The sequence below is a fragment of the Ruegeria sp. F11 genome, assembly GCF_056533855.1.
The window spans coordinates 245,581-264,996 of sequence record NZ_JBQFOW010000005.1 but is presented as its reverse complement, the minus strand read 5'-3'; the positions used below and the strand labels follow the sequence as shown (position 1 = coordinate 264,996).

General features: G+C 59.9%; 21 protein-coding genes. 9 read left to right on the top strand and 12 right to left on the bottom strand.

The window, feature by feature from the left end:
• Nucleotide 1: 1 nt before the first annotated feature.
• Both clpA and gloB read right to left on the bottom strand, forming a co-directional pair.
• On the bottom strand, nt 2–2,326 hold the full coding sequence (gene clpA / locus ACR0NJ_RS08905) for an ATP-dependent Clp protease ATP-binding subunit ClpA (protein WP_480816776.1): 2,325 nt from the start codon (nt 2,324–2,326) through the stop codon (nt 2–4).
• Nucleotides 2,327–2,500: 174 nt separating this feature from the next.
• The gene (gloB, locus tag ACR0NJ_RS08900) at nt 2,501–3,268 is read right to left on the bottom strand and encodes a hydroxyacylglutathione hydrolase (protein WP_480816775.1); all 768 of its coding nucleotides are present in this window, start codon (nt 3,266–3,268) and stop codon (nt 2,501–2,503) included.
• Between the two features lie 61 nt (nt 3,269–3,329).
• Here gloB and ACR0NJ_RS08895 point away from each other — a divergent pair, with 61 nt between their 5' ends.
• The 7 genes from ACR0NJ_RS08895 to ACR0NJ_RS08865 all read left to right on the top strand — a co-directional run bounded on the left by ACR0NJ_RS08895 (nt 3,330) and on the right by ACR0NJ_RS08865 (nt 9,696).
• The gene (locus ACR0NJ_RS08895) at nt 3,330–4,064 is read left to right on the top strand and encodes a class I SAM-dependent methyltransferase (RefSeq protein WP_480816774.1); all 735 of its coding nucleotides are present in this window, start codon (nt 3,330–3,332) and stop codon (nt 4,062–4,064) included.
• A gap of 310 nt (nt 4,065–4,374) precedes the next feature.
• Nucleotides 4,375–4,935: a F0F1 ATP synthase subunit delta gene (locus ACR0NJ_RS08890; protein ID WP_480816773.1), complete on the top strand. Its 561-nt coding sequence runs from the start codon at nt 4,375–4,377 to the stop codon at nt 4,933–4,935.
• Nucleotides 4,936–6,474, top strand: coding sequence for a F0F1 ATP synthase subunit alpha (atpA, locus tag ACR0NJ_RS08885; RefSeq protein WP_480816772.1), 1,539 nt, complete (start codon nt 4,936–4,938; stop codon nt 6,472–6,474).
• A gap of 12 nt (nt 6,475–6,486) precedes the next feature.
• The gene (locus ACR0NJ_RS08880; RefSeq protein ID WP_480816771.1) at nt 6,487–7,362 is read left to right on the top strand and encodes a F0F1 ATP synthase subunit gamma; all 876 of its coding nucleotides are present in this window, start codon (nt 6,487–6,489) and stop codon (nt 7,360–7,362) included.
• A gap of 20 nt (nt 7,363–7,382) precedes the next feature.
• Nucleotides 7,383–8,807: a F0F1 ATP synthase subunit beta gene (atpD, locus tag ACR0NJ_RS08875; protein ID WP_480816770.1), complete on the top strand. Its 1,425-nt coding sequence runs from the start codon at nt 7,383–7,385 to the stop codon at nt 8,805–8,807.
• A 12-nt stretch (nt 8,808–8,819) separates the two neighbouring features.
• Nucleotides 8,820–9,230 carry a F0F1 ATP synthase subunit epsilon gene (locus ACR0NJ_RS08870; RefSeq protein ID WP_480816769.1) on the top strand — a complete coding sequence of 137 codons (411 nt, stop codon included), beginning with the start codon at nt 8,820–8,822 and terminating at the stop codon, nt 9,228–9,230.
• Nucleotides 9,231–9,345: 115 nt separating this feature from the next.
• On the top strand, nt 9,346–9,696 hold the full coding sequence (locus ACR0NJ_RS08865; protein ID WP_480816768.1) for an H-type lectin domain-containing protein: 351 nt from the start codon (nt 9,346–9,348) through the stop codon (nt 9,694–9,696).
• 46 nt (nt 9,697–9,742) lie between these two features.
• Here the strand turns inward: ACR0NJ_RS08865 and ACR0NJ_RS08860 are convergent, their stop codons facing one another.
• The 3 genes from ACR0NJ_RS08860 to ACR0NJ_RS08850 form a co-directional block, all read right to left on the bottom strand.
• Nucleotides 9,743–10,432, bottom strand: coding sequence for a hypothetical protein (locus tag ACR0NJ_RS08860; protein ID WP_480816767.1), 690 nt, complete (start codon nt 10,430–10,432; stop codon nt 9,743–9,745).
• Nucleotides 10,433–10,687: 255 nt separating this feature from the next.
• A complete protein-coding gene (gene rpiB / locus ACR0NJ_RS08855; protein ID WP_480816766.1) occupies nt 10,688–11,137 on the bottom strand; it encodes a ribose 5-phosphate isomerase B in 450 nt (149 codons plus the stop codon).
• 56 nt (nt 11,138–11,193) lie between these two features.
• Nucleotides 11,194–12,213 (bottom strand): ribose-phosphate pyrophosphokinase, encoded by a 1,020-nt coding sequence (locus tag ACR0NJ_RS08850; RefSeq protein WP_480816765.1) that lies wholly within the window; start codon nt 12,211–12,213, stop codon nt 11,194–11,196.
• 108 nt (nt 12,214–12,321) lie between these two features.
• Here ACR0NJ_RS08850 and ACR0NJ_RS08845 point away from each other — a divergent pair, with 108 nt between their 5' ends.
• Both ACR0NJ_RS08845 and ACR0NJ_RS08840 read left to right on the top strand, forming a co-directional pair.
• Nucleotides 12,322–12,924, top strand: coding sequence for a DsbA family protein (locus ACR0NJ_RS08845; protein ID WP_480816764.1), 603 nt, complete (start codon nt 12,322–12,324; stop codon nt 12,922–12,924).
• On the top strand, nt 12,921–13,769 hold the full coding sequence (locus ACR0NJ_RS08840; RefSeq protein ID WP_480816763.1) for an alpha/beta fold hydrolase: 849 nt from the start codon (nt 12,921–12,923) through the stop codon (nt 13,767–13,769). The genes ACR0NJ_RS08845 and ACR0NJ_RS08840 overlap by 4 nt, the downstream gene beginning before the upstream one ends.
• Here the strand turns inward: ACR0NJ_RS08840 and ACR0NJ_RS08835 are convergent.
• The 7 genes from ACR0NJ_RS08835 to ACR0NJ_RS08805 form a co-directional block, all read right to left on the bottom strand.
• A complete protein-coding gene (locus ACR0NJ_RS08835; RefSeq protein WP_480816762.1) occupies nt 13,726–14,760 on the bottom strand; it encodes a threonine aldolase family protein in 1,035 nt (344 codons plus the stop codon). The genes ACR0NJ_RS08840 and ACR0NJ_RS08835 overlap by 44 nt on opposite strands.
• Nucleotides 14,760–15,233, bottom strand: coding sequence for a YcgN family cysteine cluster protein (locus tag ACR0NJ_RS08830; RefSeq protein ID WP_480816761.1), 474 nt, complete (start codon nt 15,231–15,233; stop codon nt 14,760–14,762). Before ACR0NJ_RS08830 ends, ACR0NJ_RS08835 begins: the two co-directional genes overlap by 1 nt.
• Nucleotides 15,230–16,162 (bottom strand): bifunctional riboflavin kinase/FAD synthetase, encoded by a 933-nt coding sequence (locus tag ACR0NJ_RS08825; protein ID WP_480816760.1) that lies wholly within the window; start codon nt 16,160–16,162, stop codon nt 15,230–15,232. Before ACR0NJ_RS08825 ends, ACR0NJ_RS08830 begins: the two co-directional genes overlap by 4 nt.
• Nucleotides 16,163–16,254: 92 nt before the next feature.
• On the bottom strand, nt 16,255–16,746 hold the full coding sequence (locus ACR0NJ_RS08820) for a ClbS/DfsB family four-helix bundle protein (RefSeq protein ID WP_480816759.1): 492 nt from the start codon (nt 16,744–16,746) through the stop codon (nt 16,255–16,257).
• A gap of 88 nt (nt 16,747–16,834) precedes the next feature.
• Complete coding sequence (locus ACR0NJ_RS08815) at nt 16,835–17,278, bottom strand: MaoC family dehydratase (RefSeq protein WP_480816758.1); 444 nt, start codon at nt 17,276–17,278, stop codon at nt 16,835–16,837.
• A 100-nt stretch (nt 17,279–17,378) separates the two neighbouring features.
• Nucleotides 17,379–18,254 (bottom strand): TIGR01459 family HAD-type hydrolase, encoded by an 876-nt coding sequence (locus tag ACR0NJ_RS08810; RefSeq protein WP_480816757.1) that lies wholly within the window; start codon nt 18,252–18,254, stop codon nt 17,379–17,381.
• A 226-nt stretch (nt 18,255–18,480) separates the two neighbouring features.
• On the bottom strand, nt 18,481–19,401 hold the full coding sequence (locus ACR0NJ_RS08805) for a manganese-dependent inorganic pyrophosphatase (protein ID WP_480816756.1): 921 nt from the start codon (nt 19,399–19,401) through the stop codon (nt 18,481–18,483).
• Nucleotides 19,402–19,416 lie beyond the last annotated feature (15 nt).

Sequence of the window (19,416 nt, the reverse complement as noted above, 5' to 3'; positions counted from 1 at the left end):
CCTAGTCTGCGGTCAACAACGGCGGCTTATCACCCGGAATGCGCCGCTGGTCCGGGCCCAGAATCTCCAGATTCAACTCGCCTTTCTTGACCGAGACACGCACCACACCGCCCTTGGCCAGTTTGCCAAACAGCAACTCCTCGGCCAGCGGCTTCTTGATGTGTTCCTGAATGACGCGGCCCAGCGGACGGGCACCCATCTTGTCGTCATAGCCCTTGTCTGCCAGCCATTCGGCGGCTTTCGGGGTCAGGTCGATGGTTACACCGCGATCCAGCAGTTGCGCCTCAAGCTGCAGGACGAATTTCTCGACCACTTGCAGGATGACCTCTTTCGGCAGCGGCGCGAAGGAGATCACGGCGTCCAGACGGTTGCGGAATTCCGGCGTGAACATGCGTTCAATCGCAGCGGTATCCTCGCCCTCGCGGCGGTCGCGACCGAAGCCGATGGCGGCTTTGGCCTGTTCCTGCGCTCCTGCGTTCGAGGTCATGATCAGCACCACATTGCGGAAGTTCACCGTACGACCGTTGTGGTCGGTCAACTCACCATGGTCCATCACCTGCAGCAGGATGTTGAACACGTCCGGGTGGGCTTTCTCGATCTCGTCCAGCAGCAGCACGCAATGCGGATGCTGGTCGACACCGTCGGTCAGCAGACCGCCCTGATCGAACCCCACATAACCCGGAGGTGCACCGATCAGACGGGACACCGCGTGCTTCTCCATGTATTCCGACATGTCAAAGCGCAGCAATTCCACACCCAGCGTATCGGCTAGTTGTTTCGCCACCTCGGTCTTGCCCACACCGGTGGGGCCGGCAAACAGGTAGTTGCCGATGGGCTTTTCAGGCTCACGCAGACCAGCACGGGCCAGCTTGATTGCGCTCGACAGCGCCTCGATCGCCAAGTCCTGACCAAACACCACGCGCTTCAGCGAGGCTTCGAGGTCTTTCAGAACCTCGGCATCGTCCTTGGTGACGTTCTTGGGTGGGATGCGGGCGATCTTGGCGACCACGGCCTCAATCTCTTTCACGCCGATGGTCTTGCGGCGTTTGCTTTCCGCGACCAGATGCTGAGCCGCGCCTGCTTCGTCAATCACGTCGATGGCCTTGTCAGGCAGCTTGCGGTCGTTGATGTAGCGGGCCGACAGTTCTACGGCGGTTTTGATCGCGTCTGCGGTATACTTGATCTCGTGATGCTCTTCGAAATAGGGCTTGAGGCCGCGCAGGATTTTTACGCTGTCCTCGACCGAAGGCTCGTTCACGTCGATCTTCTGGAACCGGCGGCTCAGCGCGCGATCTTTTTCGAAATGCTGGCGGAACTCCTTGTAGGTGGTCGAGCCCATCGTGCGCAGCTTGCCACCCTGCAGTGCAGGTTTCAGCAGGTTCGACGCATCCATGGCCCCGCCGGATGTCGCGCCTGCGCCGATAACAGTGTGAATCTCGTCAATGAACAGCACTGCGTCGGGGTGATCTTCCAGTTCGGTCACGACCGCTTTCAGACGTTCTTCGAAATCGCCGCGATAGCGGGTTCCGGCCAGAAGCGCGCCCATATCCAGCGAATAGATTGTCGTGTGGGCCAGTACATCCGGGGCCTCACCGGCGACGATCTTATGAGCCAGACCTTCGGCAATGGCAGTTTTGCCCACGCCCGGATCGCCCACCAGCAGCGGGTTGTTCTTGCGGCGGCGGCACAGGACCTGAATGCAACGCTCAACCTCATCGGCGCGGCCGATCAGCGGGTCAACGTCGCCCGCGCGGGATTTTGCGTTCAAGTCGATGCAATACTTGCCGAGCGCGCTTTCCTTTTGCTCGCCTTCGCCCGTGCTGGCCTGAACCTCTTCTTCCACCTGATCTGCGCCCGAGACCGAGCGGTTTTCGCCATAAGCCGGGTCCTTGGCCACGCCATGGGCGATGAAATTCACCGCGTCATAGCGGGTCATGTCCTGTTCCTGCAGGAAATAAGCGGCATTGCTTTCGCGTTCGGCGAATATGGCAACCAGCACGTTGGCCCCGGTCACTTCGGTCCGGCCCGAGCTTTGCACATGGATCGCGGCGCGTTGAATGACCCGCTGGAAAGCAGCAGTGGGGACCGCTTCGGACCCATCGATATCGGTGACCAGATTTGACAGGTCTTCGTCAATGAATTCGACCAGAGTGCTGCGTAGCTCGTCCAGATCGACACTGCAGGCTTTCATGACCCGGATCGCGTCGGGTTCTTCCAGCAGCGCCAGCAGCAGATGTTCCAGCGTCGCAAATTCATGTCGCCGTTCATTCGCAGCCGCCAAGGCCGCGTGGATGGCTTGTTCCAGTGTGCTCGAGAATGAAGGCACGCGGGTGCTCCTCTGTCTTGGGTCAGAAGGGGGCGGGTTTTTGGCCGGAACCCCATCCCAACCATGTCCTCATACTATTAGAGTTTGGTTGATCGTGGCGCGGCTTCAAGGGTTTTCTTCCTCTTGACAGTCTAATTTCCTGTGACCGTGACCGTGAAGAGGGGCATTTGTGCATTAAAACCGGTCCTTTCGCGCTCGAATTTCCGCAAAAACTGACGCAGGGTCAGAATTTTCCATCCCCAGATGCGCCTGAATCGCCGGGTCTTTTGCGCGCAAAAACGGGTTCGTGGCCTTTTCCAATGCCAGAGAGGACGGAACCGTGGGCTCTCCGGCTGCACGGGCGCGCGCAATATCATCAATGCGTTTCTGCAGCGCGGCGTTGTCGGGGTCGACTGTGATGGCAAATTTGCCGTTGGATTGTGTGTATTCGTGACCAGAACACACGATTGTTTCGTCTGGCAGGGCAGCGAGCTTGCTGAGCGAGGCCCACATCTGCGGCGCGGTACCCTCAAACAGGCGGCCGCAACCCAAGGCCATCAGGCTGTCAGCGGTGAAAACGGCCGCGCTTTTAGGCATGTAATATGCCACGTGACCGACCGTGTGGCCCGAGACATCCAGCATCTCGACCGGCTCGCCCCCGACTTCGAATGTATCGCCCTCACTCACCTGCTGATCCAGCGGCGGCAGGCGGTGGGCATCGGCGGCGGCACCGATCACCTTGGCCGATTGCTTTTCCAAAATCCCTGCAAGACCGTCCACGTGATCCCAATGGTGATGAGTCAAAAGGACGTGCGACAGCCTCCAGCCGCGCCTGTCCAGTTCGGCCAGAATCGGCCCCGCCTCGGGCGCGTCGATCAGTGCGGTGTCGCCGCTGGCGGCATCATGCGCCAGAAAGGCGTAGTTATCGCTGAGACAGGGGATAGTGACGATCTCAAGAGGCATGGCCTTTTGCCCTTTCGTTGCTAGACTGCGCCCAGCTAAGCCGATTGACCGGGTGTCCGCAATGCATCTTGATGTGCAGGATCTGAGGAATTTTTACTACCGCAGCACCTTGGGTCGTGCGGCGCAGGCGGCGATCCGCGGTCGGTTGGTCAAGCTGTGGCCCGAGGCCAAGGGCCAGACCGTTGCGGGCTTTGGCTTTGCTGTGCCGCTGCTGCGACCCTATCTGGCCGATGCACGGCGGGTCATCGGGCTGATGCCGGGGCCACAGGGCGTGATGCCGTGGCCTGCGGGCATGCCGAACGTATCTGTGCTGACCGAGGAGACGCGCTGGCCCATCGAAACCGGCCATGTGGACAAGCTGGTGGTGATGCATGGGCTGGAAACCTCGGGGCGGCCCAGCCAGTTGTTGGACGAATGCTGGCGCGTGCTGGGGCCGGGGGGCAGGGCGCTGTTTGTGGTGCCAAACCGTGCGGGCCTGTGGTCGCGGACAGACCGGACGCCGTTTGGGTTCGGTCGCCCCTATTCCGCGTCTCAGTTGGAAAACCAGCTTAGGGCGCATCACTTCCTGCCCGAAACCCATTGTTCCGCGCTGTACCTGCCGCCGTCCTTCCGCCGTTTCTGGCTGAAATCCAGTGGTCTGATCGAGAAAACGGGACAGAAGTTGCCAACGATCATGGCGGGCGGCGTGCTGATGGTCGAGGTCAGCAAACACATCCGTCCGCCCAGCGGCAGTGTTACAAAAGATACCCAGCGTCGCCCGATCAAGGCACTAGATGGGGTGCTGAAGCCCGCGTGAAGCTTTCGTAGATTTTCACCGTCTTTGACGGAAAAAATGCGGGAAAAGGGCCGCAGGAATCGCAAAAACCTACACTTCGGTAACATTTTTCGCGCCTGCCAAGCGGATAAAAGGGTCGCACCCTTGCTAACCGACTGAAATCAAACATTTTGTGGATAACGTTTCCACCGTGATAATATATTGCTAGCTGGGTTCGGCTCTGCTACATCCCCGGTGATTTTGATCCCCGCCCTTTCAGGACGGGGTTTCCTCACGCCCCGGGTAGCGGCCGCTACACACTTTCGGGGCCTCAAATATCGGAAGGGTGGACGTGTCCGAACCAGCTTCGATTTCCACTGGCATTGCGGAACGCTATGCCACAGCGATCTTCGAGATCGCCAAAGAGAATAAAGACCTTGCAGGTCTGGAATCCGGCATCAACGATCTTGCGGCAGCCCTGGGTGACAGCGCCGAACTGCGCGACCTGATCGCCTCGCCTTTGGTTTCGCGCGCCGAACAGGAAGGCGCGATCACCGCAATTGCTGACAAGATGGGCCTGAACCCGATCCTGCGCAACACGCTGGGTCTGATGGCACAGAAGCGCCGTCTGTTTGTGGTGCCGCAACTGGTGCAGGTTCTGCGCGACATGCTGGCCGAAGAGCGCGGCGAAGTGACCGCCGATGTCGCCTCGGCCAAGGCGCTGACCAAGACACAACTGGATAAACTGTCCAAGACGCTGTCCGAGCGTGTGGGCAAGACCGTGACAATCAATGCGACCGTTGATGAAAGCCTCATCGGCGGTCTTGTCGTTAAAGTGGGCTCGAAGATGATCGACAGTTCGATCCGTTCGAAGCTGAACTCCCTACAGAATGCAATGAAAGAGGTCGGATAAATGGGAATCCAAGCTGCAGAGATTTCTGCAATCCTGAAGGACCAGATCAAGAATTTTGGTCAGGAAGCCGAAGTGGCCGAGATCGGCCGCGTGCTGAGCGTCGGTGACGGGATTGCCCGTGTATACGGCCTGGACAACGTGCAAGCCGGTGAGATGGTCGAATTCCCCGGCGGCATCATGGGCATGGCGCTGAACCTGGAAAGCGACAACGTAGGTGTCGTTATCTTTGGCTCCGACCGTGACATTAAAGAAGGTGACACCGTTAAGCGCACCAACTCGATCGTGGACGTTCCGATCGGGGATGAGCTGCTGGGCCGCGTTGTGGACGGTCTGGGCAACCCGCTGGACGGCAAAGGCCCGATCAATGCCTCCAAGCGTGGCGTTGCAGACGTCAAAGCGCCGGGCATCATCCCGCGTAAATCGGTGCACGAGCCGATGGCAACCGGCCTGAAATCGGTTGACGCGATGATCCCGATTGGCCGTGGCCAGCGGGAACTGATCATTGGTGACCGTCAGACCGGTAAAACTGCCGTTGCTCTGGACACCATCCTGAACCAGAAAGTCTATAACGACGCAGCAGGCGACGACGAGTCGAAGAAACTGTACTGCGTTTACGTCGCGATCGGTCAGAAGCGTTCGACCGTTGCGCAGTTGGTGAAGAAACTGGAAGAATCCGGCGCGATTGATTATTCGATCGTTGTGGCCGCAACCGCGTCCGACCCGGCGCCGATGCAGTTCCTGGCACCTTATGCCGCAACCGCGATGGCCGAATACTTCCGTGACAACGGCCGCCACGCGCTGATCATTTATGATGACCTGTCAAAACAGGCCGTGTCCTATCGTCAGATGTCCCTGCTGCTGCGTCGTCCGCCCGGACGTGAAGCGTATCCGGGTGACGTTTTCTACCTCCACTCGCGTCTGCTGGAGCGTTCGGCGAAGCTGAACGAAGACTTCGGTGCAGGCTCGCTGACCGCTCTGCCGGTTATCGAAACCCAAGGTGGTGACGTATCAGCCTTTATTCCGACCAACGTGATCTCGATCACCGACGGTCAGATCTTCCTTGAAACCGAATTGTTCTATCAGGGCATCCGTCCTGCCGTGAACACCGGTCTGTCGGTTTCGCGTGTGGGCTCTTCGGCTCAGACCGATGCGATGAAATCGGTTGCGGGTCCGGTGAAACTGGAGCTGGCGCAGTACCGCGAAATGGCGGCCTTTGCGCAGTTCGGTTCCGACCTCGACGCCGCGACCCAGCAGCTGCTGAACCGTGGTGCGCGCCTGACCGAACTGATGAAGCAGCCGCAGTATTCGCCGCTGACCAACGCGGAAATCGTCTGCGTCATCTTCGCGGGCACCAACGGCTACCTCGACAAGATCGACGTATCTGACGTTGGCCGTTACGAGGCCGGTCTGCTGGCGCATCTGCGCGGCAAACATGCCGACCTGCTTCAGTGGATCACCGACGAAGACCCGAAGGTCAAAGGTGACGCGTCCGACAAGATCAAGGCAGCGATCGACGAATACGCCGCGACCTTCGCTTGATAGGGGGTTCCGATGCCTAGTCTGAAGGACCTTAAAAACAGGATCGAGTCGGTCAAATCGACCCGCAAGATCACCAAGGCCATGCAGATGGTCGCGGCTGCAAAACTGCGCCGCGCCCAGGAATCTGCCGAAGCCTCGCGCCCCTATGCCGAGCGGTTCAATGCCGTGATGGCGGGGCTGGCGGCGTCGGTCGGGGGCAGCGACAGCGCCCCCAAGCTGCTCCGTGGTACGGGCAGTGATGATGTCCATCTGCTGGTTGTCATGACAGCTGAACGCGGCCTGTGTGGCGGCTTCAACGCGAACATCGCCAAGCTGGCCCGCGCCAAAGCGGAAGAGCTGCGCGGCAAAGGCAAGACGGTTAAGGTTCTGACCGTTGGTAAAAAGGGTCGCGACGCCCTGAAGCGCGACTTTGCCGATCTGTTCGTAGGACATATTGACCTGAGCGAGGTCAAGCGTCTGGGCTATTCCAACGCGCAAGACATCGCCAAGGACGTCCTGTCGCGCTTTGACGGGGGCGAGTTCGATGTTGCCACGATCTTCTACTCGAAGTTCGTCAATGTCGTGACCCAGATCCCGACGGCACAGCAGGTCATCCCGGCCTCGTTCGAAGAGACCAAGGGCGACGACAGCGGTGCCATTTTCGACTACGAGCCCAGCGAAGAGGCCATTCTGGCCGACCTGCTGCCCAAGGGGGTTGCAACCGCGATCTTCTCTGCTCTGCTCGAAAACGGAGCGTCTGAACAGGGTGCACGGATGTCTGCAATGGACAACGCGACACGCAACGCGGGTGAGATGATCGACAAGCTGACGATCCAGTTCAACCGCTCGCGTCAGGCCGTGATCACCAACGAGCTGATTGAAATTATTTCCGGCGCCGAAGCGCTGTAGAGACATACCGGAGACGAAACATGGCGAATGCAAAAGGCAAAGTCACACAGATCATCGGGGCCGTCGTCGACGTGCACTTCGAAGATCAGCTGCCTGAAATTCTGAACGCGCTGGAAACCACCAACAACGGCAAGCGCCTGGTGTTGGAAGTTGCTCAGCACCTGGGTGAAAATACTGTCCGCACCATCGCGATGGACGCGACCGAAGGTCTGGTCCGCGGCGAAGCCGTGACCGACACCGGCGCACCGATCTCGGTTCCGGTTGGTAACGCAACCCTGGGCCGTATCCTGAACGTGGTCGGCGAGCCGATCGACGAAAAGGGCCCGGTTGAGGCGACCGAGACCCGCGCCATCCACCAGCCCGCGCCCGAATTCGACGAACAGTCGACCGAGTCGGAAATTCTGGTCACCGGCATCAAGGTTGTTGACCTGCTGGCCCCCTACGCCAAGGGCGGTAAGATTGGCCTGTTCGGCGGTGCCGGCGTTGGCAAAACCGTTCTCATCATGGAACTGATCAACAACATCGCAAAAGTGCACTCGGGCTTCTCGGTGTTCGCGGGTGTTGGTGAACGGACCCGTGAAGGCAACGACCTGTACTGGGAAATGATCGAATCGAACGTGATCAAGCCCGACAACCTGTCGGACTCGCAGGTTGCGCTGGTTTACGGTCAGATGAACGAACCTCCGGGAGCGCGTGCGCGTGTTGCTCTGACCGGTCTGACCCTGGCCGAGCAGTTCCGTGACCAATCCGGGACCGACGTTCTGTTCTTCGTCGACAACATCTTCCGCTTCACGCAGGCGGGTTCCGAGGTTTCGGCTCTGCTGGGTCGTATCCCTTCGGCTGTGGGCTATCAACCGACGCTGGCCACCGACATGGGCGCGCTGCAGGAACGCATCACCTCGACCAAAGCCGGTTCGATTACCTCGGTGCAGGCGATCTATGTTCCGGCGGACGACCTGACCGACCCTGCGCCTGCGACCTCGTTTGCGCACCTCGACGCGACCACCGTTCTGAACCGTGCGATCTCGGAAAAGGGTATCTACCCGGCTGTTGACCCGCTCGACTCGACCTCGCGTCTGCTTGACCCGGCCATCGTTGGGGAAGAGCACTACAAGGTTGCGACCGATGTTCAGCAGATCCTCCAGCGCTACAAGTCGCTGCAGGACATCATCGCCATCCTCGGCATGGACGAACTGTCGGAAGAAGACAAACTGACCGTGGCCCGTGCCCGTAAGATCGAACGCTTCCTGTCGCAGCCGTTCGACGTGGCCGAGGTCTTCACCGGTTCGCCCGGCGTTCAGGTTCCTCTGGAAGTCACCATCTCGTCGTTCAAGGCCGTTGTGGCTGGCGAATACGACCACCTGCCCGAGGCGGCCTTCCTGATGGTTGGCGGCATCGAAGAAGTGATCGCCAAAGCCGAGAAGATGGCCGCAGAAGCCGCCTAAGGAGTATCCCTGATGGCAAACACGATGCAATTCGACCTCGTCAGCCCCGAGCGGAGCCTTGCTTCGCTTGAGGCCACCGCGGTCCAGATTCCCGGCGCGGACGGGGACATGACGGCAATGCCCGACCATGCCCCCACCATCACCACGCTGCGCCCAGGTCTGCTGAAGGTTGAGGCACCCGAAGGGTCCAGCGAATACCTGGTCACCGGCGGGTTTGCCCAGATCAACGGCGACAGCCTGTCGGTTCTGGCCGAAAAGGCCATTCCGGTTGCCGAAGTGACCCGATCGCATCTGGATGACATGATCGCCGAAGCCCGCGCCTCGCACGAGGCCGCAAAGGCAGGTGACGATCAGACGATTGTCGACGACGCCGCCAAGCTGCTGGCCGATATGGAAGCCCTTGGAACGCATATGAGCCTGTAAGGTTCTGAAAGCGTTGAAAATATTAGCGGCCTCGCGATTGCGGGGCCGTTTTTTTGTCGTGCTTTTGCCGGGGGTTCGCGGTAAGTTTCGGGAATTCAATAATAATGATCGCGAAATGAAGAAGTTTCAGACCCATCCCATCGGTATTGATCAGGGCGAAGAAGTGTTGTTTTCCGAGTTTGCCGATGGTGGCGAGATGTGGACCGGAGACGGCCCCCGAGAACGCCGCACCGCGATCCGATTCTCCGAGCCGTTCCGCTCGGCTCCTGTGGTCCAGATCGGCGTGTCGCTATGGGATGTGGACACATCCTCGGCCCTGCGCGCCGAGGTTCAGGCCGAAGATATCACCCCCAAAGGCTTCAACGCCGTGTTCCGAACCTGGTCCGACACCCGCATCGCCCGCATCCGCGTCACCTGGACCGCGATCGGAGAGGTGGCGCATGCGGATGACTGGGATATTTCGTAGAGCGTAACTGCCTCAGAACTCTGTCCCTTTGTTTTCCATAATGCGCTTATTGAAGGGCGGGGAGGAAAGGTTCCACTTCGCTGAGGCCGACGCCTGAAATGCGGATGATAGAAAAAGCGATCAAGGCACCCAGAAGAAAGTACATCGGTACGCGACCAAGCGCATACCCGCGAAGGAAATTTCCAAGAAATCCTGTAAGTGATGCCACCACAAACAGCGCAGCAGCCAACTTAGAAACACCGTGGAAAAGTTGCTGGGCGGGTTCCGTTTCGATATGCATCGTTCGTGCGGCAACATATGTTAAAAGGCAGGCACCGACACCAAGCGTGGAGCCAAACAGCGAGGCAAAGAACTGCGCTTTGCCCGATGCTTTTCGGTTTGTTCGTTCACCGGACAGCGCGCCAGAAGAACCCTGGCCAGTGCGCCGCGCCCGAAGCGCGGACGCTCCGCGCACCATTACGACCACCCCGATGCAAAAAACCGCCAGCCCGGCAAGGCTATATCCGACAGCCGCTTCTATCCCGCTCCCGTCTCGGATGGCTTCGTAGTTTTCATTTGTATACTTCAGAACTTTTCCGCCAACGCTCAGAAAGAGGGCACCGATAATCAGCTTTGGCAAACCCGATTTGGAAGTTCGGGTCGGACCCGCATTGGGGCCGCTTGAGTGGGCAGGCTGCAGTTGCGGAGATTTGGCATTAAGACGTCGAATGCGATCTTCAAAACTTGCGTTGGACATAGGGCGAAAATTCCTGATTTCGAATTTGCTTTCCGCTGTCACAGTGAACCGGGAATGTGGTGACAATTGGTCGGATCACGGCGCTGTCGGCAACAATCCTTGATCCGGACCGACAGCCGACGATCCGCGCTGAGATCACAGGTATCAAACGGACCAGAGGCCATTTAGGCGCGCGCAGAAAACCACCTAAGGAACGGGCGTTATCCGTGTCTGTAGGTGCAAAGACGCGCCACGACCGGCGTCATTTCGGGGGGGCTAGCCGTCCAACCCCTCAATCATATCCACCCGCGTCGCATGGCGACCGCCTTCGAACTCAGCGCTCAGGAACGCATCCACGATGTCCAGTGCCTGTCCTTCGCCGACGACCCGTGCGCCGATGGACAGCATGTTGGCGTCGTTGTGCGCGCGGATCATGCGGGCCGAGAAGGCGTCTGAGCAGACGCCGCAGCGGATGCCGGGCACTTTGTTTGCGGCCATCATGATGCCTTGCCCGGTGCCGCACAGCACGATGCCCAGCTGACAATCGCCCGAGGCGACGACCTGCGCTGCGGCCTTGCCGTGCTTGGGGTAATGCGTGCTTTCGGGGGTTGTAGGACCGATATCCACGACCTCCCAGCCTTTGGCGGCGACGTGGTCGGCGACCGCCTGCCGCAACGCGATGGCGGCGTGGTCGCTGGAAAGAACGATGCGGTTCGAGGCAGTCATAGCGGCTTCATCCTGTCGTTGAATGTGTCCGGTGCAATAGGCATCCCGCCCAGACCTCAGTCCATATGATAGAGGGACTCGTAAATCGGTTTCAGGGTTTCGTCCTCGAACAGGGACGACACACTGGTTCCGTTCCAGATGTTCAGGATTGCCTGCGTAAACATCGGTGCGGTGGGTACGATGCGGATATTGGCGGCGCTTGCGACCTCGGGGGTCGGTTGGATCGTATCTGACAAAACCAGAGATTTCATGACAGAACCGGTGACGCGTTCAACCGCAGGGCCGCTCATGACGCCGTGCGTGATATAGGAATGCACCTCTTTTGCGCCGTTATCCATCAGGACTTGTGCTGCTTTGCAGAGCGTTCCGGCGGTGTCGCAGATGTCGTCGATGATCAGGCAGATTTTGTCTTTCACGTCGCCAATAACCGTCATCTCGGCCACTTCACCGGCTTTCTCACGGCGCTTATCCACGATCGAGAGCGGGGCGTTGATACGCTTGGCCAGTTCACGCGCGCGGGCCACACCGCCCACATCCGGCGAGACGACCATGATCTCATCCATCCGGCCCTTGAACTGGTTCTGCACATCAAGCGCAAAGATCGGCGAGGCATAGAGGTTGTCGACGGGCATGTCGAAGAAGCCCTGAATCTGCGCCGCGTGCAGGTCCATGGTCAGGATACGCTCGATCCCGGCTCCGGTCAGCATGTTGGCGACCAGCTTGGCCGAAATCGGCGTGCGGGCCTTGGTGCGACGGTCCTGACGGGCATAGCCGAAATAGGGAATGACAGCGGTGATCCGCTGGGCCGACGACCGGCGCAGCGCGTCGGCGATGATCAGCAGCTCCATCAGGTTGTCATTGGCCGGGTTCGAGGTCGGCTGGATAATGAACATATCCTCGCCGCGGACATTCTCGAAAACCTCGACGAAAATCTCGCCATCATTGAAGCGTTCGACGCGGGCATCGACTAGACCCTGGTTGACGCCGCGATGCAGGCTCATGCGGCGGGCGATGGTTTCGGCAAGCGGAAGATTGGCGTTCCCAGCGATCAGCTTGGGTTCGTGAAGTGTCGGCATCGGCTGAAGGTCCCCGGGCAGCAATGGCAATGTGACAGATTCGTGATGTTGACACCGCTTAGCATGGCCTTACCGTTCCGCAAAGATAACGCAGCGGAGAAAGTGAAGATGGCCCAGATTGACTACTATTTTGCGACAATTTCGCCGTACAGCTACCTGGCGGGCACCCGGCTTGAGGAGGTTGCGGCGAAGCACGGGGCCACGATCAACTATAAGCCGCTGGACATTATCGCCCTGTTCGGGCGGACCGGTGGCACCGCGCCGAAGGACCGGCACATCTCGCGCGTCGAATACCGCGCGCAGGAGTTGCTGCGGCAGTCGCGTTCTTTGGGTATGGAGTTCAACCTTCAGCCCGCGCATTGGCCGACCAATGCGGCCCCGTCCTCGTACGCGATCATAGCGGCGACCAAGGATGGATCGGGTGACATCGGCAAGCTGTGCCATTCGATCCTGCGCGCCTGCTGGGCCGAGGAAAAGGACGTGGCGCAGGATGATGTGATCCGCGATTGCCTGTCGCAGGCCGGGTTTGATCCGGCGCTGGCAGACAGCGGCCTGTTGGTCGGGGCCGAGACTTATGCCGCCAATCTGGAGGAGGCGGTCGAGCGCGGCGTGTTCGGCGCGCCCTTCTACATCACGCCCGACGATCAGCGATTCTGGGGGCAGGACAGGCTGGATGATCTGGACCGGCATCTGGCCGAGATGAAGGGGTGACGACCGACCCGGCGACCCCGTCCGTGTATGTAAGGAAGATGGGAGAGGGCGCGCGGCATGCCCTCGCTCTGCATTGCACGCTGGCGCATTCCGGCGCGTGGTCGGGCGTGTCACAGGCGCTTGGCGATGCCACACTGGTCGCCCCGGATATGCTCTCGCATGGCCGCAGCCCGGAATGGGACGGTCACAGCGATTACTTCGACGCGGTTACGGCCCATGCCAAGGACCAGCTGATCGCACCGATGGACATCATCGGCCATTCCTTCGGCGCGATGATCGCTCTGCGCCTGTGCGTCGAATGCCCTGAACGGGTGCGCAGTGCGGTGTTGATAGAACCGGTGTTCTTTGCGGTCGCCCGGCATGACGCCCCCGAGCTGTTCGCCCGGCACGAACGGGACGCGCAGCCGGTAGACGACGCGTTCGCGGTCGGAGATACGGCCATGGCCGCCCGGCTGTTCAACCGGATGTGGGGGGCATCTTCCGGTCCGAAATGGCCGGACCTGCCGGACCGCACCCGCGCGGCGATGATTCGGGGGATTGATGTGGTTCCGGCAGTCCACGGTGCTTTGTTCGACGATGCTGCGCAGTTGCTCGAACCGGCCAGACTGAAACGTGCGTCGATGCCGGTCCTGTTGTTGGTAGGCACGGACACGCACCCGGTTCTTCCTGCCATCTGCGAAGGTCTGAGAACGCGGCTGCTCTCAGCCACCAGCGCTGTGGTCGACGGGGCGGGACATATGCTGCCGATCACGCACCCCCGCGAAACCGCCGCGCTGGTTCAGGACTTCTGGCGCAGCACCCCTACAGAAGGGCCAAAAACCGGTCGATCTGATCCGCTTCAATAGACCAGTCGCAGACGAGCCTACAGGCGAGATCTTCTGCCTCGTCCTCGCCCTCCAACTCGTCGCCCCACAGGTGATAGACCGCCCCGGCCTCATGCAATTGCCGGTGCTTGGCGCGCGGGAAAGAGGCGAAGACCATATTGGCTTGCGGCTCATGCAGGAACGAGGCCCCTTTGGCGCGCAGCCCATCCACCAGACGGGCGCAGCTGTCATTGGCCTGACGCGCCAGTTTCAGCCACAGATCGTCCTGCAGATAGGCCGCCATTTGGGCCGACAAATAGCGGTGCTTGGAAAACAGATGCGCACCGCGTTTGCGGCGCAGCTCGAACTCCCACGCCTTGCTTTCATCAAAGAAAACAACCGCTTCGACCCCCATTAGCCCGTTCTTTGTGCCGCCGAAACTGACCGCATCCACACCCGATTTCCACGTCATCTCGGCGGGCGAGCAATTCAGCGCGACCAGCGCATTGGTGAACCGCGCGCCGTCCATGTGCACCGGCAGACCGAACTCTTTGGCCACTGCACAGAGCGCTTGCATTTCCTCTAGCGAATAAACCGACCCCCGCTCGGTCACTTGCGTGATCGAAACAGGGCCGCGTTGCGGGCCGTGCACGCCGCGGGTTTCTTCCTTCAGTATCGTCTCACGCAGGGCCTCGGCAGTCATCTTGTCGCCGCCGGGCACAAGAGTCAGCTTGGCCCCGGTGTAAAACTCGGGCGCGTTGCATTCGTCTTCGTGGATATGCGCGACCGGAGAGCAGAACACCGTCTCCCACGGCTGGGAAAGCGTCGCCAAAGCCAGCGAATTCGCCGCCGTACCCGTCGCCACCAGATAAACCGCCGCGTCCGGAGCCTCGAAGATACTGCGGATGCGATCCCGTACCTCGTTCATCAGGGTGTCCGCGCCATAGGCCATCTGATAGCCCTGATTGGCCTCGGCCAGTTTTGCCATGACCTGCGGATGAACGGGGCCGGAATTGTCAGAGGCGAAGTACATCAGCTGGGCTCCTCAATGATATAGTCTTCCCATTCTTCGACGGGCGTTTCGAACTCGGACACCGTGCGTCCCTGAACCGACACGCCCGCACGGTGCACGCTGTCCGGCGTACCAGACAGCAGCGGGTGCCAGTCGTAAAGCGGTTTGCCCTCCCACAGCAGCCGATAAGCGCAGGTCTGCGGCAGCCAATAGGCGTGGCTGTCGATGTTATCGGGCGTCATCACGATGCATTCGGGCACGAATTGATGCCGGATGTCGTATTGGGTGCAGCGGCAGCTATCATCGTCCAGCAGGCGGCAGGCAACGCAGGTCAGGGCGACCTCGCCCGAGTCTTCGTCTTCCAGCTTGTTCAGACAGCACTTGCCGCAGCCGTCACACAGCGCCTCCCACTCGCGCTGGTTCATCTTACGCAGAGGTTTGCGTTCCCAGAACCTGTGGGCTAGGCCGGTGCGATCAATGGGGTCTCTGCTCATAGTGCCGCCAGAAGGTCACGCGCCTGATCGCAATCGGCGTCCATCTGAGCGATCAGCCTGTCCAGCCCGTCAAAGGTCGTTTCCGGGCGCAGGAAGTCGACCAGACCGACTGACAGAGTTGCGCCATACAGGTCGCCCGAGAAGTCAAACAGGAAGGTTTCGATATTGGGCAATTCACCCTGAAACATGGGCCGGACCCCGACCGAGGCCGCACCGTGATAGCTGCCCTTATGCGGGCCATCCAGCACGTCGACAAGCACCGCGTAGACACCGAATTTCGGCGGGTGCAGCCCTTCGATCGACATATTGGCGGTGGGAAAGCCCAGTTCTCGCCCGCGCTGTTCGCCCCCGATCACGGTACCTTCGATCCGGTGCCAGTGCCCCAGCATCGCCGCCGCATCGCGGGGGCGGCCTTCGTCGAGTGCGGTGCGGATCGCGGTCGAAGAGACAACGCTGTCGGTTCGTTCCATCAACGGTGCGATTGTCACGCCAAACCCCATCTCATTCCCAAACCGGGCCATATCTTGCGCCGTGCCGCTGCGGCCCTTGCCAAAGCAGAAATCGGCCCCCACGACCACATGCGACAGGCCCAGCCCATTGCGGATGACGTTGCGGGCGAATTCATCGGGGGACAGCCCGGCAAGCGCTGCATTAAAGGGCAGTTCGTACAGTTTCTGCACGCCCAGCTTTTGCAACCGGTGCGCCCGCGCATTGCCCCGCATCAGCCGGAACGGAGGCGCATCGGGTGCAAAATACTCACGCGGGTGGGGCTCAAATGTCAGCACGCCCAGCGGCGCATCCGGAGCGGCGTTGCGGGCCAGTTCGATGACCGAGCGATGCCCGACATGGACACCATCGAAGTTGCCGATGGCCACGCTGGCACCTCGGTCCTCGGGGTCGACAAACTGGAAATCCCGGATGATCTGCATGAGGCGTGGGTACTGTTCCTCAGGCCTATGTTCAAGCATATGATTTTCGAGCCGGGTCAAAATCACCGATGAAGCCGGACTAGAACCTTAGGTTACATGGATCGCAGCCGTTTACGGATGTATTTTGCGGCCGACCTGAAATGGCTGGCCCCTGCGGCTTCGGCCCACCGGCCCAATGTCCAGTTGTTTTTGGCACCTTTCATGGGACCGTCGTACAACTCGGCGTCAGAATGTGCTTCAAGAAACTCACCCAACCTGCGGTACGCGTTGTCAAGCAGTTGCACCGCGTCCTTCCAAGACATCGCCGCCTGCCTTTGACGCAGCTCTGCGTTATAGCGGCGCAAGTCGTTCCATTTGTAACCCTTGGCCGGGAAATGCACCTCTTTTCCGGCCTGCCCATCGGCGTGCCATCCCAGGAACAGATCGATCCAGTGCGCTCTGTGCCCGATGACGTCCTTAATGGATGTGTTGTCGTCATCCTTCACAAGGGTCTGTTTCGCATCCAGGGACGCAATCAACGCCCGAAGCTTCGAAAACTCCCGTTCGATAATCTCCTGCAGTTCCGATTTGCTTGATGCCGCCATGTTTCACCCCCAGCAGATCAATCAACATCGGAGTGTATCGCGCCGCGCCGCGCCGCGAATGATACAGATCAAGGGTGGACAGTGCGGGTCAGTCGAACTTGCGCGACGGGGCCAGAACCATCGCCTCACCCACCAGGACCTTTTTGCCATTGACCGAGCAGTGGCAATCCAGCTTCACGCGGCGCTTGGCGAAATTGATGTCGATCACCTTGACTTCGGTATAGACCATGTCGCCGGGCCGCACCGGAGCGAGAAATGTCAGCGACTGTCCCATATAGACCGTGCCGTGGCCGGGCAGTTGCTCGCCTATGACCGCCGAGATCAGACCGGCCGTCAGCATCCCATGGGCAATGCGCCCTTCGAAGATCGTGTCGCGGGCGTAGTCATCGTCCAGATGCACCGGGTTCCGGTCGGTCGAGACCTGAGCGAACATTTCGATATCTTCATCCGTCACCACTTTGCGCAGGTGCCGGGTCATGCCCATTTCGATGTCTTCGATACAGATCGTTCCGCGCGGAAGATTATCCAACATGTTGCCCTCGCTCGCATTCAAAGAGTAACAAAGAAACCCAAGTTACCCAAGTTCGGTAACTTTATTACTTCGCAAGCGCAGAAAATCAAGCCTTTTCTGGCTATCGCAGGCGGCCGATCGTGTACGTTGGGTTGATATTTTCCCTTTGTATATAGTCCTTTAAAGACTCATGATGCGGGTGGTGCGACGTTTTGGTCTCCGCCGCCGCCAACCCACCTGAAATAAAGAGCGTATCGATTCCCTCGCCCATACCACCCAGGATGTCTGTATGGGGGCCATCGCCGATGGCGAGGATGTCACTGTCGGATACATCAACGCCCAGTTCCTGCAGCCTGCGGCGGGCCAGATCGTAGATCGGAGTGTGGGGTTTGCCGAAATACAGGCTCTCACCGCCCATTTCGGTGTATAACTTCGCCAACGCTCCGGCGCACCATTCGCGAACCTCACCCCGGTCCACCACGATGTCGGGATTGGCGCAGAGCAGTTTCAGGCCCATTTGTTTGGCATAGAGGAAATCGGGGCGGTTCACATCAGGGTCCGCCATCGGATCAAACGGGCCGCAACAGACGATGCCCTCGGCCTGATCCAGCGGGACGCGCTCAATGTGAATGGGGTGTTGCAACAGTTTCAGCGGCTCGAAAAAACCCGCGTCGCGACCCCACTCGCCCATGTAGTAGACCTTGTGGCCAACAGCCCCGCGAAACATTGCGGACCGAGCTGAATCTCCGCTGGTGGCGATGGTGTCATAGGCGTCGGATGGCACGTTGAACTGGGTCAACTGCGTGGCAACCCCGGCGCGCGGTTTAGGGGAATTCGTGACCAGCACCACGGTTCCGCCCTTTTGCCGGTACGCCTGAAGCGCGGCAACGGCCTCGGGGTAGGCGGTGATGCCGTTGTGGACGCAGCCCCAAAGATCGACGAACAGCGCCTTGTAGCGGTCAGAGATTTCGGCAAGCGTGTGGACGATCTGAGTCATGACAGGCCCTTGTTGAAACGGCAGGATTGCTGCCCAAGCCTATGGCAGAGCCTGACCCGTTTGGCCAGTAGGGGGCTTTGCCCCCGCCGCCCTTCGGGCGACTCCCCCAGGATATTTTTGGCCAGATGAAGCAGGGGATCCTTTATTCATCTGGCTCTAAATATCCCGGAGCGCGAGGCAGAGCCTCGCAAGAAAAAGCGCCCCGAAGGGCGCTGATTGTCGGGTCTCAGACTTTGAGGTTCGGGATGATCTGCTTTTTCCGGCTCATGATGCCGGGCAGTACAACCGCGTCGCCATCGACCGATGCTCCGAAGCTCTTTTCGGCAACGCCTTTGACCAGATCGTTGGGCACCAGTAGGGTTGCTTCCTCGTTCAGGATGTCCACGACGAACAGAAGAACCTGATCGACGCCATCTTCCTTGGCGACATCCACCATCGAATCCGCGAGGCTGGCCTTACGATCCAGCACAACGCCCGGTGCGGTGGTTTCCAGAACCGAGACGCGGAACTTGGTGCCGTCGACCTCGTATTCCTTGCTGTCCATGCGCAGCAATTCGGCATCCGAGAAGGATGAGACATCAGATTTCGCCGCGAACATGTCGGCGGCATAGGCCGAGATGTCTAGCTCGAGCTCAGCTGCCAGTTTTTCGGCAACGGCGCGGTCATGGGCGGTGGTGGTGGGCGAGCGGAACTCGAGCGTGTCGGACAGGATGCAGGTCAGGGCCGCGCCTTTGATGGCGTCGGGCATCTTGGCCGCGTCATCGCCCATCAGATCGACCATGATGGTCGCGGTGCAAGCCAGCGGGCGCACGGTGATGTCGATGGGGCCTTTGGTTTCCAGACCGCCGACCAGCTTGTGGTGGTCGATGATGGCGCGGATATCTGCGTCGTTGATCGAGGCGGGCAGTTCTGCCGGGTTGTTGGTGTCGACGATCACAACGGGCGTGTCCGCGGCCAAGTCTTCGATGATGCGCGGCTTGGGCAGGTCCCAATTGTCCAGCATGAAAGCTGCTTCGGTGTTGGGTTCTCCCAGCAGTACCGGTTCGGTCGTCTCACCTTTGACTTCGTTCAGGTACCAGGACCACAGGATCGGAGAGCCTGTGGAATCGGTGTCGGGGGATTTGTGGCCAAATACGAGCGTTGTCATGTCAGCGTCCTGAGA

Bases quoted from the DNA above. Each gene is read 5' to 3' on its own strand.
- ACR0NJ_RS08835 (WP_480816762.1), bottom strand. From the start codon at position 14,760: ATGTACTTCGCCTCTGACAATTCCGGCCCCGTTCATCCGCAGGTCATG.
- rpiB (WP_480816766.1), bottom strand. From the start codon at position 11,137: ATGACTGCCTCGAACCGCATCGTTCTTTCCAGCGACCACGCCGCCATC.
- ACR0NJ_RS08810 (WP_480816757.1), bottom strand. From the start codon at position 18,254: ATGACTCAGATCGTCCACACGCTTGCCGAAATCTCTGACCGCTACAAG.
- atpA (WP_480816772.1), top strand. From the start codon at position 4,936: ATGGGAATCCAAGCTGCAGAGATTTCTGCAATCCTGAAGGACCAGATC.
- ACR0NJ_RS08825 (WP_480816760.1), bottom strand. From the start codon at position 16,162: ATGCAGATCATCCGGGATTTCCAGTTTGTCGACCCCGAGGACCGAGGT.
- ACR0NJ_RS08845 (WP_480816764.1), top strand. From the start codon at position 12,322: ATGGCCCAGATTGACTACTATTTTGCGACAATTTCGCCGTACAGCTAC.
- ACR0NJ_RS08850 (WP_480816765.1), bottom strand. From the start codon at position 12,213: ATGCCGACACTTCACGAACCCAAGCTGATCGCTGGGAACGCCAATCTT.
- ACR0NJ_RS08820 (WP_480816759.1), bottom strand. From the start codon at position 16,746: ATGGCGGCATCAAGCAAATCGGAACTGCAGGAGATTATCGAACGGGAG.
- gloB (WP_480816775.1), bottom strand. From the start codon at position 3,268: ATGCCTCTTGAGATCGTCACTATCCCCTGTCTCAGCGATAACTACGCC.
- atpD (WP_480816770.1), top strand. From the start codon at position 7,383: ATGGCGAATGCAAAAGGCAAAGTCACACAGATCATCGGGGCCGTCGTC.
- ACR0NJ_RS08815 (WP_480816758.1), bottom strand. From the start codon at position 17,278: ATGTTGGATAATCTTCCGCGCGGAACGATCTGTATCGAAGACATCGAA.
- ACR0NJ_RS08870 (WP_480816769.1), top strand. From the start codon at position 8,820: ATGGCAAACACGATGCAATTCGACCTCGTCAGCCCCGAGCGGAGCCTT.
- ACR0NJ_RS08880 (WP_480816771.1), top strand. From the start codon at position 6,487: ATGCCTAGTCTGAAGGACCTTAAAAACAGGATCGAGTCGGTCAAATCG.
- ACR0NJ_RS08860 (WP_480816767.1), bottom strand. From the start codon at position 10,432: ATGTCCAACGCAAGTTTTGAAGATCGCATTCGACGTCTTAATGCCAAA.
- ACR0NJ_RS08805 (WP_480816756.1), bottom strand. From the start codon at position 19,401: ATGACAACGCTCGTATTTGGCCACAAATCCCCCGACACCGATTCCACA.
- ACR0NJ_RS08830 (WP_480816761.1), bottom strand. From the start codon at position 15,233: ATGAGCAGAGACCCCATTGATCGCACCGGCCTAGCCCACAGGTTCTGG.
- ACR0NJ_RS08865 (WP_480816768.1), top strand. From the start codon at position 9,346: ATGAAGAAGTTTCAGACCCATCCCATCGGTATTGATCAGGGCGAAGAA.
- ACR0NJ_RS08895 (WP_480816774.1), top strand. From the start codon at position 3,330: ATGCATCTTGATGTGCAGGATCTGAGGAATTTTTACTACCGCAGCACC.